The sequence below is a fragment of the Halorhodospira sp. M38 genome, assembly GCF_022227985.1.
Classification (GTDB): Bacteria; Pseudomonadota; Gammaproteobacteria; order Nitrococcales; family Halorhodospiraceae; genus Halorhodospira; species Halorhodospira halophila_A.
Window position 1 is genome coordinate 34,881 of the sequence record NZ_JAJNQP010000004.1, and the last position, 13,220, is coordinate 48,100.

The 13,220-nt window shown below is 67.6% G+C and carries 12 protein-coding genes; 3 read left to right on the forward strand and 9 right to left on the reverse strand.

Features of this window, described 5'->3' with window-relative positions:
- From LRA98_RS04040 to idi, 6 genes are all read right to left on the reverse strand, one after another.
- Complete coding sequence (locus LRA98_RS04040; protein WP_238632481.1) at positions 1–1,095, reverse strand: phytoene/squalene synthase family protein; 1,095 nt, start codon at positions 1,093–1,095, stop codon at positions 1–3.
- The gene (locus tag LRA98_RS04045; protein WP_201242196.1) at positions 1,076–2,602 is read right to left on the reverse strand and encodes a phytoene desaturase; all 1,527 of its coding nucleotides are present in this window, start codon (positions 2,600–2,602) and stop codon (positions 1,076–1,078) included. Before LRA98_RS04045 ends, LRA98_RS04040 begins: the two co-directional genes overlap by 20 nt.
- Before the next feature lie 31 nt (positions 2,603–2,633).
- On the reverse strand, positions 2,634–3,545 hold the full coding sequence (bchO, locus tag LRA98_RS04050) for an alpha/beta fold hydrolase BchO (protein ID WP_201171011.1): 912 nt from the start codon (positions 3,543–3,545) through the stop codon (positions 2,634–2,636).
- Positions 3,546–3,561: 16 nt separating this feature from the next.
- Positions 3,562–5,445 (reverse strand): VWA domain-containing protein, encoded by a 1,884-nt coding sequence (locus LRA98_RS04055; RefSeq protein ID WP_238632482.1) that lies wholly within the window; start codon positions 5,443–5,445, stop codon positions 3,562–3,564.
- Positions 5,442–6,470, reverse strand: coding sequence for a magnesium chelatase ATPase subunit I (bchI, locus tag LRA98_RS04060; RefSeq protein WP_201242195.1), 1,029 nt, complete (start codon positions 6,468–6,470; stop codon positions 5,442–5,444). Before bchI ends, LRA98_RS04055 begins: the two co-directional genes overlap by 4 nt.
- A 96-nt stretch (positions 6,471–6,566) precedes the next feature.
- Positions 6,567–7,094: an isopentenyl-diphosphate Delta-isomerase gene (gene idi, locus LRA98_RS04065; RefSeq protein ID WP_238632483.1), complete on the reverse strand. Its 528-nt coding sequence runs from the start codon at positions 7,092–7,094 to the stop codon at positions 6,567–6,569.
- Between the two features lie 218 nt (positions 7,095–7,312).
- Here idi and LRA98_RS04070 point away from each other — a divergent pair, with 218 nt between their 5' ends.
- The 3 genes from LRA98_RS04070 to bchJ all read left to right on the forward strand — a co-directional run bounded on the left by LRA98_RS04070 (position 7,313) and on the right by bchJ (position 10,279).
- Entirely contained in the window at positions 7,313–7,741 is a 429-nt protein-coding gene (locus LRA98_RS04070) for a high-potential iron-sulfur protein (protein WP_201171020.1), read from the forward strand.
- A gap of 242 nt (positions 7,742–7,983) precedes the next feature.
- A complete protein-coding gene (gene bchE, locus LRA98_RS04075) occupies positions 7,984–9,660 on the forward strand; it encodes a magnesium-protoporphyrin IX monomethyl ester anaerobic oxidative cyclase (RefSeq protein WP_238632484.1) in 1,677 nt (558 codons plus the stop codon).
- A gap of 10 nt (positions 9,661–9,670) precedes the next feature.
- Positions 9,671–10,279, forward strand: a complete 609-nt coding sequence (gene bchJ / locus LRA98_RS04080; protein ID WP_201171023.1) for a bacteriochlorophyll 4-vinyl reductase — start codon at positions 9,671–9,673, stop codon at positions 10,277–10,279.
- Positions 10,280–10,301: 22 nt separating this feature from the next.
- Here bchJ and LRA98_RS04085 read toward each other — a convergent pair whose 3' ends face one another.
- From LRA98_RS04085 to puhC, 3 genes are read right to left on the reverse strand one after another with little or no spacing between them, the layout of a single operon-like run.
- Positions 10,302–11,882: an alpha/beta hydrolase gene (locus LRA98_RS04085; RefSeq protein ID WP_238632485.1), complete on the reverse strand. Its 1,581-nt coding sequence runs from the start codon at positions 11,880–11,882 to the stop codon at positions 10,302–10,304.
- A gap of 9 nt (positions 11,883–11,891) precedes the next feature.
- Entirely contained in the window at positions 11,892–12,713 is an 822-nt protein-coding gene (puhE, locus tag LRA98_RS04090; RefSeq protein ID WP_201242191.1) for a putative photosynthetic complex assembly protein PuhE, read from the reverse strand.
- The gene (gene puhC, locus LRA98_RS04095; RefSeq protein ID WP_201242190.1) at positions 12,713–13,198 is read right to left on the reverse strand and encodes a photosynthetic complex assembly protein PuhC; all 486 of its coding nucleotides are present in this window, start codon (positions 13,196–13,198) and stop codon (positions 12,713–12,715) included. The genes puhE and puhC overlap by 1 nt, the downstream gene beginning before the upstream one ends.
- Positions 13,199–13,220 lie beyond the last annotated feature (22 nt).

Sequence of the window (13,220 nt, forward strand, 5' to 3'; positions counted from 1 at the left end):
CTATCCGGAGACCTGACGCCCGGAGCGGGCGGCGTCCATACGCTCCAGGCGCTCCGCGTCCATCCGCTCGAGGCGCTCGAACAGGCCCAGCACCCAGGCGACCTGCCCCTCTAGGCGCCCCGGCGGGCCGACGGCCTCGGGAACCTGCCTGACAGCATCGATCAGGTACTGCCCCTGTGGCAAGGCCGGCGCCGAATCGTCCCGCGGCGCGGCGGCCAGCGTCGAGGCAACCTGAGAGAAGACACGCACTTTGCGCTGCCCGCTGACCACGGCCCGCTGGTTCACCGAGTCACAGCCGCGGCGTTCCAGCTCGCGGCCGATCTCGGCGTAGAGCAGACGTGCTGCGCACAGGCCGGGGCGCACCCGGCGAGGCAGCGCGTGGAATCCCGGCATCGCCCGTTCGTAGTGGCGATCGGCGTCCCGCAGCAGTCGCTGGATGACGCCGCCGAGTTCCGACGAGAACCGCGGCCGGGCGAGGAAGGCGTCCGGGTCGACGCCGGCCTCGCGCATCCACTGCCGCGGCAGATAGAGCCGGCCACGCCGCGCGTCCTCACCCACATCGCGGGCGATGTTGGTCAGCTGCATGCCGATCCCAAGATCGCAGGCCCGAGCCAGGGCGGACGGACTGCGCACATCCATAAGCAGCGACATCATTACGCCGACGGTCCCGGCAACGCGCACGGCGTACTCGTAGAGTTCTTCGATGGTCTCGTAGCCGCGTCCCTCGGCGTCCCAGCGAAACCCCTCGATCAGGGCCCCCGGCAAGGTTGGCGGGATGTTGTAGTAGTGGGCGACGCAGGCAAAGGCACGGTCCGCCGGGTGCGACTGGGGCCGGCCGGCGTAGGCCGCCTCCAGGCGCTCACGGAGCGCGGCCAGGGCCGCCGCATCACCCGGTCCTTCGTCCACGGCGTCATCCGCTTCGCGACAGAAGGCGTAAAGGGCCGTCGCGGCATCCCGCTGCTCCCGCGGGAGCAGCCAGGAAGCCGCCATGAAGGTCCGCGACCCGGTGCTGAGCAGGGCCCGACAAGCTCGGCGATCGGTATGGAGCAGGTACGGCTCCGGCGCCAGGCTTGGATCAGGCGAAGGTACGAGCATCTGGGACTACCTCGTCGAGGATTTTGGCGGATGAGACTACACCGGGCAGGCCGGCGCCGGGGTGCGTACCGGCACCGACCAGGAAAAGGTTCTGGACGTCTTCGCTGCGGTTGTGCGGGCGGAACCAGGCGCTCTGCTGGAGCACCGGCTCCAGGCTGAAGCCGGTGCCGAGCCACGACTTCAGCCGGTGGCGGAAATCAAGCGGCGTGGCCACCAGGGAGGTCACGAGCTCTTCCTCCAGCCCGGGCAGGACCGTCTCGCTGAGGTACTGCGAGATCGCCTGCCGGTAGGGCTCGGCCTGCGCCTCCCAGTCCACGTCCCCACCGAGGTGGGGCACCGGCGAGAGCACATAGAACGCGTCACACCCCTCCGGCGCCAGGGACGGATCGGTGGCCGTCGGCCGATGCAGGTACAGGCTGAAGTCTTCCGCCAGCACCTTGCGCTCGAAGATGTCTCGGATCAGCTCCTTGTACCGTGGCCCCATGAGGATGGTGTGATGCGGCACGTCGTGGTATTGGCGGCGGGTACCGAAGTACCAGACGTAGAGACCCATGGAGTAGCGCGCCCGGTCCAGGCGGCGATCGCTCCAACGGCGGCGGGCACTGGCCGGCACCAGCTTGCGGTAGGTCCAAGCGGCATCGGCATTGGATACAACGACATCGGCCGCGATGCGCTCGCCGCTGCTCAGCTCCACGCCGGTCGCCCGCCCCTGATCCACGGTGATCGCCTCGACGTCGGCGTTGTAACGGACCTCGCCCCCCTGCCCGGCGATCAGATCGGCCATGCCGCTGGCCAGCCTGCCCGTACCACCCATGACGTAGTGGACCCCCCAGTGCTGCTCAAGGTACTCGATCAGGCAGTAGACCGAGGTCACCGAAAACGGGTTGCCGCCGATGAGCAGCGGGTGGAAGCTGAGCACCTGACGCAGCCGCTCGTCCTTGACGTAGCGCGAAACCAGCCCGTGAACGCTGTAGTAGCTCTGCAGCCGGATCAGGTCCGGGACCACGCGGAGCATGTCGGTAAACCGGTTGAACGGCTTGTAGCTGAGCTCCTCGAAGCCGATCCGGAAGATCTCCTCGCTGGCCGCCATGTAGCGGTGGTAGCCATCGACATCGCCGGGTGCGAAGCGCTCCACCTCGGCCCGCATCCGCTCCGGATCGCCGGTGTAGTCGAAGTGACTGCCGTCATCGAAACGGACCCGGTAGAAGGGGTCCATCAGGCGCAGGTCGATGTCGTCCTCAAAGCGCCGACCCGCCAGCTCCCAGAGTTCCCGGAAGAGAAATGGCGCGGTCACGATGGTCGGCCCGGCATCGAAGGTGAATCCGTCCTGATGATGCACGTAGGCCCGCCCCCCTGGTCCGTCCAGACGGTCCACCACGGTGACCCGGTAGCCACGCGCGCCGAGACGGATGGCCGCCGCCAGCCCGCCGAAGCCGGCCCCGATGACCACGGCGTGGGGAGACTGACCGCCGACAGCGGGTGCAGGAGCATCAGGATTCATTCGCATAGGTTTCACCTTAAGTACGGTCGGGACTATGTCAACGAACATCCGCTTCACCGCGACCTTTTGGCGCGGTCGTGCGGATGGCGGCCAGGACCTGCTCGGCCACCCGATCCGGCGCTTCCTCGTGCGCCAGATGGCCAAGGTCGGAGAGGGTTTCCAGTCGCGCCGACGGCACCCGCAGCCGAACCCGCTCGGCCTGCGCCGGGGGCACGGTGCGATCCCCACTGGCTGCGAACAGGACCAGCGGCACGGTCAGCCGCGGCAGATCCTCCATCAGCGCGTAGAGACCGTCATGGGTGCGGGCCATCATCCCCAGCGCAGCGGCCACATGCCCTGGGTGGGTGGCCAGCCGCTGATAGAGGTCGATACCCGCCTCGTCGATCCGGGATCCGGTGCGCGCCAGCACATCCGCGAGGAAATCCCTGTTGCGGGCACGAAAAGCGAGCCAGAAGGGGACCAGCGGGTTGTAAGTCAGGAGACGGGCGGTGGTGGGAAACAGGTGGCCGGCGATGCCGCTGAAGGGCAGAAAGGCGCCGTTGATGCTGATCAGCACATCCGGGCGGATCCGCGCGTCGAGGGCCATGCGCGCCAGCAGCGCTGCGCCCACCGAGTGGCCGATAGCCACCCGTGGACACAGCTCAAGCGCATGGAGGAGTTCGGCGATCCCCTGCCCGGCCCCGCCCAGAGTCTGCAGGCGGCGCGGCGGCGGGGCGCTGAATCCGTGACCCGGCAGGTCCGGCGCGACCACGGTATAGTGCCGAGCCAGCCGCGGGCCGAAATCGCGCCAGGAGTGAACGGAAGCGGCACTGCCATGCAGCAGCAGGGCGGGCGGCCCCTCTCCGTAGACCTGGACGTGCCAGCGCAACCCGCCCGCGTCGACGAAACGGCTCGCCTTGTGGTTCGGCCACCCGGCAGCCTCCCGCTCCCAGGCCAAACCCGCTCCCATGGCCTCCCTCCTAGGTCTAGCGCCCGGTACCGGTCACCGCCTGCACCGCTGAGCTGATCGAAGAGGCATCGGCACGCGGCAGGGGCAGGTATTCGGCGCCCATGGCCTCGGCCAGCTCACGACCCATCGGCCGCGGCCGCGGCGAGGTGTCCACCACCAGAGCCCGGATCCCCATCACCCGGATGGCGCGAGCCGACTCGGTGGCCTCCTGCTGCGCCTTGTCACGACCGCCCACCCCTTCACGGGTGACATTGGCGCGGCCGTCGGTGAGCAGGATCAACACCGGGGTGGCGCCCTTGCGGCGGACCTCGTCGGTGAGCTGTCGGGCGGTATCGATGCCTGCAGCCAACGGCGTGCCGCCTCCCCCGGGCAGCCCGGCAAGCCCCTTCTTGGCGCGGGTCAGCGAGCGCGTCGGCGGCAGCAGCACCTCGGCCCCTCGGCCCCGGAAGGCAACCAGCGCCACCTCATCCCGACGCACGTAGCATTCGGCCAGCAGCAGCTCCACGGCGCCCTTGGCCTCGGAGAGGCGGTGCATGGCTGATGACCCCGAGGCGTCCACCGCGAAGATGGTCGTCGTCTGACTGCGCTGCTTGAACCGGGTAATACGAAAGTCCTCGGGGCGGACGATCACCCGGCGGCCGGTCTGGTCGTGCTGGCGCCGCAGGGGCTGCCAGGGGGCCGCCGTGCGCAGGGTCTCCACAACATTCAACCGAGCCCCGCCACCGGGACTGCCCGGGCGCACCCCGGCCGGCCGGCCGCGCCCACCGCCCTGCTGAAGGGCACCGGCCCGCCCCGGCGTCTGCGAGCGGTTGCGCTGGGCCAGTTCCCGGATCTTCATCTGCTGCAGCAGGTTGTCAGGCAGTACGGCACGCGCTGCATCGAGCACCACCTCGGCGGGGATCTCCGCCGGCGCCTGCTCTTCGTCGTCCTCCTCGTCCGGCCCTTCCTCGGGCTGGTCCTGCTCGCCGCCGTCATCCTCCGGCCGCTCCTCATCCGTCTCCTGTTCTGGCGGCGGGGGCGGCTCCTCCTGTTCCTGCTGCTCGGCCTCCTGCTGTTCAGGCTCCTGCTGCTCTTCGGGCTGCTCCTGTTCCGGCTGTTGCATCTCCGGAATGCGGGTGGCCCGCGGCACCAGGATCAGGCGGGTGGCCAGGGCAACATCCTCCTGGCTGACCTCGGTCCGCCCATCCAGCGCAGCGGCCGCCCGCGCGGCGCGCAGGGCCTGCAGCGGTGCGCGCAGCGAGCCGATGCCAAGCGCCAGCCCGCCGGCACACAGGGCCTCGGCGAGGTCGTCGGAGCAAGTGACCTGGTCCAGGCGCTCGCGGGCCGCGGCGACATCCTCCGCTGTGTACTCGCAGCCGCCAGCGACGTGGACCGGAATCCCGTTAAGCTCAAGATGGCAACCCAGGCGGTCCCGGAGCGGTCCCACCGGCCGCTCGTCCTCCTCGGCTCCCTCGTCCAGGGCGATCACCCCGAAACGACTCGTCATCCGATCGGCCAGGCCGTCCCGCTCCAGCCGGACCTCGCCGTTATCGAGCACGGCCCCCAGCTTGCCGGCCGTGGCCGGCGCAATGCGCTCAGCCATCGCCAGCACGGCCACGCCGCCATCGACCTCGGCCAACACCCCGCGCTCGACCACTGGCCGGCCGGAACGCAGCGTAGCGGTCAGGTCGAGCCCGCCTAGCAGGCGGCTGTCCGAGATATTGATCGGGATGCGGCGCCAGGGCGTACCCGCGGGCAGCAGCTCACGGGCGATCTGCACCCAGCGCTCGCGCACCGGCCCGGGCAGCGAGCGCAGGCATACCCCCCCCACGCCGGGGGGGTCGATCGCCAGCAGCGCCGCGGCGCACGTCGCATCCTCCCAGGCGGACTCGGCGTTGGTGTAATCGAGCGCGGCGCTCATGCAGGCAGGTGCTCCTCCACGGCTCGCTGGACCCGGGTGGTGGACCCGGACTCGTCGAGGGGATCGCGGCGCAGCCGATGGCGCAGCGCCACGCTCGCCACTTGGCGCAGGTGCTTGACCTCGACCTGACCCGCCTGCTCGAGGGCAGCGGCAGCGCGGGCGGCACGGATCAGGGTCAGTTCACCGCGGAGCCCGTCGGTGCCCAGGGCGATGCACAGCGTCGACGTGCGCTCAAGGATCTCATCGGTGACCTCGACGTGCGGCAGCTGCTCGCGTCCGCGCTCGATGCGCTCCCGCACCTCGGCGTCATGATCCGCCCACTTGCGCACGAACGCCTTCGGGTCGGACTCGTACTCATCGCGCCGGCGGACCACCTGCATGCGCGTATGCAGGTCTTCCGGCGTGGAGACTTCCACCGACAGCCCGAAACGGTCGAGCAGCTGCGGGCGAAGCTCTCCCTCCTCAGGGTTGCCGCTGCCAATCAGGACGAACTTGGCCGGGTGGCGCACGCTGAGCCCCTCGCGCTCGACCACGTTCTCGCCGCTGGCGGCCACGTCAAGCAGGAGATCAACAATGTGATCCTCGAGGAGGTTCACCTCGTCGATATAAAGAAAACCGCGGTTGGCGCGTGCCAGAAGCCCCGGCTCGAAGGCCTTTTCCCCCCGCGTCAGCGCCTGCTCGAGGTCGAGGGCACCGACGACACGGTCCTCGGTCACCCCCAGCGGCAGGTCCACCACCGGCACGTTGATCTCTTGCACGTTGAGTTGCTTGCCCGCCTGGGTCTGCTCCCGGCAGTGATCGCAGAGGGTATCGTCGTGATCCGGGTTGCAGTGGTACGGGCAGTCAGACACTGCGCGAATCGTCGGCAGCAGCCCGGCCAGGGCACGGACTACCGTCGACTTGCCGGTGCCGCGGTCGCCAAAGACCAATACACCGCCGATGGAGCCGTCCACCGCGGCAATGGTCATCGCGAGCTTCATCTCGTCTTGCCCGGCGATCGCCGAGAAGGGAAACGCTGGTGCCATGGATTGTGCCGTCCCAGTTTTTGGAGTCAGTGACCTTGCGGAAACGGGCCGCCCGGCCCGCGCGCAGATTAACAGAGGGACACGCCCGGTACAGCCCTACCGGGCCGCCCACTCCGCGACCGGCTGCTCACGAATCAGACGCCGGAACCACGGCGTGTAACGCCGGGGATGCTGCTCGGTATCCGCCTGAATCCGCAACGGGGCCGCCCAGGCCCATGCGCCGATTTCGGCCGGATCCGGGGCGGGCTGATCGTCCAGGGCGCGGCCAATCAGCACATGGGCGTATTCATGTTCGGCGAGCCCGGTATGAGGATCTTCGGCGTGGTAGGTAAACTGCGCAACCGGCTGCAAGCGGGTCGTGAAACCGAACTCTTCGCCCAGGCGGCGCTCGGCCGCCTCGGTGACGCCCTCGCCGGGCCGCGGATGGCCACAGCAGGAGTTCGACCAGAGCCCCGAGAAGTGGTACTTGCTATCGGCGCGACGCTGCAGGAGCAAATGACCGCGCGGACTGAACACGAGCACGCAGAACGCCAGGTGCAGGGTCCCGCCGTCGGCGTGGGCGCGGATCTTCTCTTCGGTGCCGACGCGCTGCCCTTCCGGGTCGACGATCACCACGTGCTCCATCGTGTCCTCCCCGCTAGAGACCTCGGCGCGCATTGGGCAACATCGTCGCGCCCCCCTTGCGCCTGGCGCGATAGTACGACCATTCTCTAAACGCTGGCAAATGCGCCGTTACGTCGCACAGAACCGTATACTGGAAAGATCCATCACCGGCCCCCTGAGTCGGCCGGGGTGGTGCATTGGAAGGTCACCTCGACCCTGACGTGAGAGGAGCCAGAATGATGAGCAAGAAACCGTGTGACCGCTCCCGCCGCAAGTTCCTGCGCCTGGGCCTAATGAGCACGGCGGCGATCCCGGCCGCGAGCCTGTTCGGCTCCAAGGCCATGGCGGATGACAACAACAACGGCAACGACCGGACCTGGGAGATCATCAGCGAGGATGCGCCGGAGGCCAAGGGCATCGGCTACGTGCATAATCAGGCCGACGCCGACATGGACCATCCCCGCTTCGAAAGCCACCAGTTCTGCGCCAACTGCCTGCTCTACGTCCCCCACGAGGAGGACGGAGACCACGGCTACTGCGCCGCCTTCGGCATGGACGAGAAGCGCCTGGTCAATGCCAACGGCTGGTGCTGGGCCTGGGAAGACGCCGGTGATGCCGCCGAGGTGGGTCCCCGCGACGTCCCCGCGGACCAGCTGCGGCGGGGCTGACCCCACCGCTTCAGGTACGGGGTGAACCAGCCGGGCGGGAGCGCCCCGGTTGCTGCGCCAGAGACCGCCGGGCTGCCTGATCCAGGCGCCCGGCGACGTCTTATTGGCGCGGCCGATCACGATATCGGTCAACCATCGAAGATCCAGCGTCAAGGACCCTAGACAGCAGGCGGTCTAGCCGTGCAAGTTACGCGGATAGACCGAATCACGCAGTTACCAAGGCAGTCGCGGAGGCTCGACCCATGCGTATCGTCTTTATCCATCCCAACTACTCTTCGGGCGGTGCGGAAATCGCGGGCAACTGGCCCCCGGCATGGGTCGCCTACCTGGCCGGCCATCTCAAGCGCGCCGGCTACGACAACATTCGGTTCATCGACGCGATGACCAACAACTTCTCCGACGAGTACATCCGCGAGGAACTGGAGAAGGAAAAACCGGACATCGTGGCGACGACGGCGATCACGCCTTCGATCTACGTCGCCGAGCGAAGCCTGGAGATCGCCAAGGAGGTTGACCCCGAGGTCGTCACCCTCATCGGCGGTATCCACCCGACCTTCATGTACAAGCAGGTCCTCAGCGAGGCGCCCTGGATTGACGCCGTGGTCCGTGGCGAGGGTGAGGAGATCATGGTCAACCTCGCCCGCGCGGTTGACGAGGGGCGCTGGCCCGATGAGCGCGAGTCCATCCTCGGGATCGCTTACCGCGACGGCGAGCAGATCGTCGCCACGCCGGCGGCGCCGACCATCAAGGACCTCGACAGCATCGAGCCGGACTGGGGCATCCTGGAGTGGGAGAAGTACACCTACATCCCGCTCAACACCCGAGTCGCCATCCCCAACATGGCGCGGGGTTGCCCGTTCACCTGCTCGTTCTGCTCGCAGTGGAAGTTCTGGCGCGACTACCGGATCCGCGATCCGAAGAAGGTCGTGGACGAGATCGAGAAGCTTGCCGACGAGCACGACGTCGGATTCTTCATCCTTGCCGACGAAGAGCCGACCATCAACCGCAAGAAGTTCATCGAGTTCTGTCAGGAGCTGATCGACCGCGGACTCCCGGAACGCGGCATCCTCTGGGGCATTAACACCCGTGTCACCGACGTGCTGCGCGACGAGGAACTCCTGCCCTTCTACCGCAAGGCCGGCCTGATCCACGTCTCGCTGGGCACAGAGGCAGCCGCGCAGCTCAAGCTGGACCGGTTCAACAAGGAGACCACCGTCGCCCAGAACAAGAAGGCGATCGAACTCCTGCGCAACGCCGGGATCGTGGTCGAGGCTCAGTTCATCGTTGGTCTCGAGAACGAAACCGCCGAGACGCTCGAAGAGACCTACCAGATGGCCCAGGACTGGAAGCCGGACCTGGCCAACTGGGCCATGTACACCCCCTGGCCGTTCTCGGACCTGTTCCGCGAGCTCAAGGACACCGTGGAGGTGTACGACTTCGAGAAGTACAACTTCGTGACGCCGATCATCAAGCCGCAGGCCATGGACCGCGGCGAGCTGCTCGATCGCACGATGAGCAACTACCGGCGCTTCTACATGCGCAAGGCGCTGTTCTCCTACCCGTGGGCGGGGACCGGTGACCGGCGCAAGTATCTCTTCGGCTGCCTCAAGGCCTTCCTCAAGGCTGGCTTCCAGCGCAAGTTCTACGACCTGGGCAAGCATGGCTACTGGGGTCCGCAAACCCGGAAGAAGGTCAGCGAGAACATCGAGAAGAACTTCGACAAATCGCGGACCCTTTCCGAGGCACAGCGGGCGGAGTACGAGGAGCACGCATCCAAGGAAGAAATCAAGGCTGCCCGGTCTCACAAGGCGGGCACGGAGACGGAACGCACCCCGGCGGAAGCCACCGTGCAGGTCCACCGGGACGGAGTCCCCGGCAAGGACAAGCGGCAGAAGGCTGCTGAGACCGACGAAGTCTGAGGGTTCCAGAGTGGACGCAGCGACCGGGCAACATGAAGAGGCCCGCATCGGGCCGAACGCGATCCTTCAGGTTGCGGCGGCGTTGTCCGCCCTCGAAGACGAGGATACCGCCCGGCGGTGCTTTGACGCCGCTGGGCTATCCGACTGGCTCGAGCATCCCCCAGAGGCGATGGTTCCGGAGTCAACGGTCGCCGCACTCCACCAATGCGTACGACGCGAACTCGGCGCCGACCGGGGCGCGCGGGTGATGCGCGAGGCAGGCGAGCGGACCGGGGAGTACGTCCTGAACAACCGCATCCCCGCCCCTATCCGGGCCCTGCTGCGGTTTCTGCCGCCGGTCCTGGCCGGACCAATGCTGCTCAAGGCCATCTCCCAGCACGCCTGGACGTTTGTCGGCTCCGGACAGCTGACCATTCGCAAGGGTCGACCCTGCTTGCTGGAGCTGGCCCACAACCCGGTCATCGCCGGCGAGCGGGCCGAAGGGCCGGTTTGCCACTGGCATGCCGCCGCCTTTGAGCACCTGTTCCGGTCGCTCGTCCACGGCGACTCCACCATCCGCGAGACCCGTTGCGCGGCCGCTGGTGACGAACGCTGCGTCTTCGAGCTGCGCTACCGCTGACTTCTCTCCGCCCGCCGCGATATCAGCCGGCCGGACCGCCCAACATGGGGAAGGTCACTCCGAGCGCCCAGGCGAACGCCACCGCGTTGGCCAAGCCGGCCACCAGCGGATGCCCCGTGTGCCGGTAGACCCACCGACTGAACAGCCCGTAGACCGCGAAGAAGACCACCACCACCGGGACGATGAGCAGCAGGAAGAACAGCCCTTGCGGATCGAGTGCCACCGCCAGTCCCAGCGAGACCAGGAAGAGCACCTTGGTGGCGGCGTAGGCGCCGCGGCGCATCCCCTGCCCCCGGCTCAGCCACTCATCGGCGAGGAAGTACGGCAGCGTGCCGGCCACCATCGCTAGCATCAGCGGCAGCCGCTCGATGGAGGGATAGAAAACGGTCACGAACTGATCGAGCACCGCACCAAGGATGACCAGGCAGTAGGCGGTGACCGCAGCAGCGCCGAGCAGCCAGCGCCCCCCGGTGCGTCCGGACACGCCGACGGCGGCGGCGATATCCCGCACGCCGGGCCGCCCCGCGGTCCACCACAGCAGGACCGTACTCAGCAGCCCGTAAACCCCGAAATGGATGGCAACGTAGTCGCCGATCACCACCGGCAGGAAGTCGGTAGGCACCGGCGCAAGCACCAGTGGCGTCGCCAGCGCCGGGACACCGGCAACAACGGCCAAACGCCGCCATCCGGCACCCGCTCCCTGCCCGACCACGGCCACCCGCGGCAGCAGGCGCGCAGCCGGCCGCGCCAGGGCGATCACCGCCGCCAGCAGGAGCGCCACCCACGGCCCGCGGGCCGCCACCCAACCGTCGCTGTCGCGCTCGAACGCCTGATCCAGCCAGGCCACCGCCTCCTTCAGGCTGACCTGACTGTACAGCACACCCACGTGCTCGACCCCCGGCGCCACCGCAATGCGCCGCGCAGTGCCGTCGCCGAAGTCGCCGTAGGTCCGCCCGAACTCCACGTCCTCGGGCTCGAGCTCGGCAAAGGCCATCGCCACCACGCGTTGACCCTCCTCCTGCAGACGACGCTCGAACCCCCCAACCACACTCATTACGTTGGCCGGGGTCTCGGCATCCACGGTCGGCGCAAACATGGACACCCCCACCGTGGCCACCACATCGTCCCGCTGCTGCGCGAACCGTACGATGATGTTCGACGCCATAGAGTGGCCAAGGACGGCCATGGGCTCAGCCTCGCCCATCAATTCCGCCCGGGCGTAGTCGGCCACCCGCTCCGTCTGCTCCACCAGCGCCTGAGCTGCGCCATCCTGTGCGGTGATGTCACCGTGCAACGGGCGTGGATTCCGACCGTGACCGAGGTAGTCAAAACTGACCACGGTATAGCCGTTACCGGCCAGCGTCAGGGCGAAGGGATCCATGAGGGGGCGCGAGCCGGCAAACCCGTGGGAGACGAGCACGACCGGCCCCGGTTGACCGGCTTCCGGGCGATAGATCGTAGCCGGTGTATCGGCGATGGTCAGCGCCTCGCGCTCAATGCCGACCTCGTCGCCGAAAAGTTGATGGAGCGCCACGCCGATAGCGATCAGCGCAGCCAGTGCCAGCCCCAGATCCCACCGCGCAAAGCGTCCACTGCCAGCCATCTTCGGCGGTCACCCCGAGGAGGAGGAGGCGTCCGCGTCGGCCGGCTTGGCAGCCACTTCCCGCGTGCCCCGGTTGCGCGCCTTGAGGCCCCAATGCCAAAGGAAGGCGGTGGGCATGGGGATGACCAGGAACCAGTGTTCCAGGATGGCTAGCGCCATCAGAGTCGCCACCAGCGTCAGCCCCACGGCGGTGAACGCATCAACCCCCGGGGCCATAGCGGCCTGAACCAGAAGCACCAGCGCAACGGTAGAGACACTCACCGAAAACGGGAAAAACAGGTTCATCGGGCGCCGCCGCATGAAACCGCGCAGGAACTGCATGTGCTCCGGCACGAACTCCTCGTTGAGATTGCGCACCCCGAGGAATACGTTCACCCGCGCGCTCTCGTGCATCCAGGCCAGCACCAGGAAGGTCCACAGCGCCACCAGATTGCCGTCCCCCCAGGTCAGGATCGCCAGCACGACGCCGAGCACTAGGATGGCCAATTCGTGGTAGACGTTGCTCTGCAGCGCATGACCGAAGTGACGCCAGCCCGAGCAGTCCGGCGGGCAACGGATCTGCCGTGGCCCGGTAAGGTAATTGGTATAGTAACTCAGCTCCACCCACGCCCAGATCAGCAAAGCGCTGGTAAAGGCGATGTAGGCACCGCCAACCGAGGTGTCGGTGCTGCTAATCGCCACCCCGTAGAGCCCCATCCCGAGCCCGACGGTCCCACCGAGCATGCTCCAGCGGAAGGTATGCACCGGGAGGTTGTCCAGATAGATCACCACGCCGGTGCTGAACCACCAGAGAAACAGCGCGAAGAGCGCTGGCAGCAGGTATTCGACCATTACGGCCCCTCGACGCCGTTCTCTTCGTCCTCAGTGTCCAGGAAACGGACGAAGGCGCCGGCGTTGTCCTCACCGAACGCGGCCAGGTCGACCCCCTGCCCGGTGACCGGATCCTCGAGGATGAGCCGTCCGTCCGCGCGCCCCTTGAGGATGAATGGGACCTCGTCACTGCCGCCCGTCCGGACCCGCGACTGGGCGAGCTGCCGAACCGTCTGGCGCATAAAAGACTCCTCGCCCTCGCCAGCCCTCGCCAGCTCCTCGCCGGTGCGGCCATCACGGACGACGATCTCGCCATCCACATCGTGGAACGACAGCGCACGCTCAGCCACCGGGGGCTGAAAATCCGTCCCGGTCGTGCCGAGGACCAACTCGGTGTAAAGCACGTAGACGGTCAGCATCAGGATGAGCCCCAAGGCGGTCACCGGCATAATGACCTTGGAGATCGGTCCTGCCTTAAGATGCTCGTCGTTGTCGGAAGAAGCCATGGTCAGATCGTCTCTCCGGCGA

Bases quoted from the DNA above. Each gene is read 5' to 3' on its own strand.
- bchI (WP_201242195.1), bottom strand. From the start codon at position 6,470: ATGGCACCAGCGTTTCCCTTCTCGGCGATCGCCGGGCAAGACGAGATG.
- bchO (WP_201171011.1), bottom strand. From the start codon at position 3,545: ATGGGAGCGGGTTTGGCCTGGGAGCGGGAGGCTGCCGGGTGGCCGAAC.
- puhC (WP_201242190.1), bottom strand. From the start codon at position 13,198: ATGGCTTCTTCCGACAACGACGAGCATCTTAAGGCAGGACCGATCTCC.
- bchE (WP_238632484.1), top strand. From the start codon at position 7,984: ATGCGTATCGTCTTTATCCATCCCAACTACTCTTCGGGCGGTGCGGAA.
- puhE (WP_201242191.1), bottom strand. From the start codon at position 12,713: ATGGTCGAATACCTGCTGCCAGCGCTCTTCGCGCTGTTTCTCTGGTGG.
- LRA98_RS04070 (WP_201171020.1), top strand. From the start codon at position 7,313: ATGAGCAAGAAACCGTGTGACCGCTCCCGCCGCAAGTTCCTGCGCCTG.
- LRA98_RS04085 (WP_238632485.1), bottom strand. From the start codon at position 11,882: ATGGCTGGCAGTGGACGCTTTGCGCGGTGGGATCTGGGGCTGGCACTG.
- LRA98_RS04055 (WP_238632482.1), bottom strand. From the start codon at position 5,445: ATGAGCGCCGCGCTCGATTACACCAACGCCGAGTCCGCCTGGGAGGAT.
- LRA98_RS04045 (WP_201242196.1), bottom strand. From the start codon at position 2,602: ATGCGAATGAATCCTGATGCTCCTGCACCCGCTGTCGGCGGTCAGTCT.
- LRA98_RS04040 (WP_238632481.1), bottom strand. From the start codon at position 1,095: ATGCTCGTACCTTCGCCTGATCCAAGCCTGGCGCCGGAGCCGTACCTG.
- idi (WP_238632483.1), bottom strand. From the start codon at position 7,094: ATGGAGCACGTGGTGATCGTCGACCCGGAAGGGCAGCGCGTCGGCACC.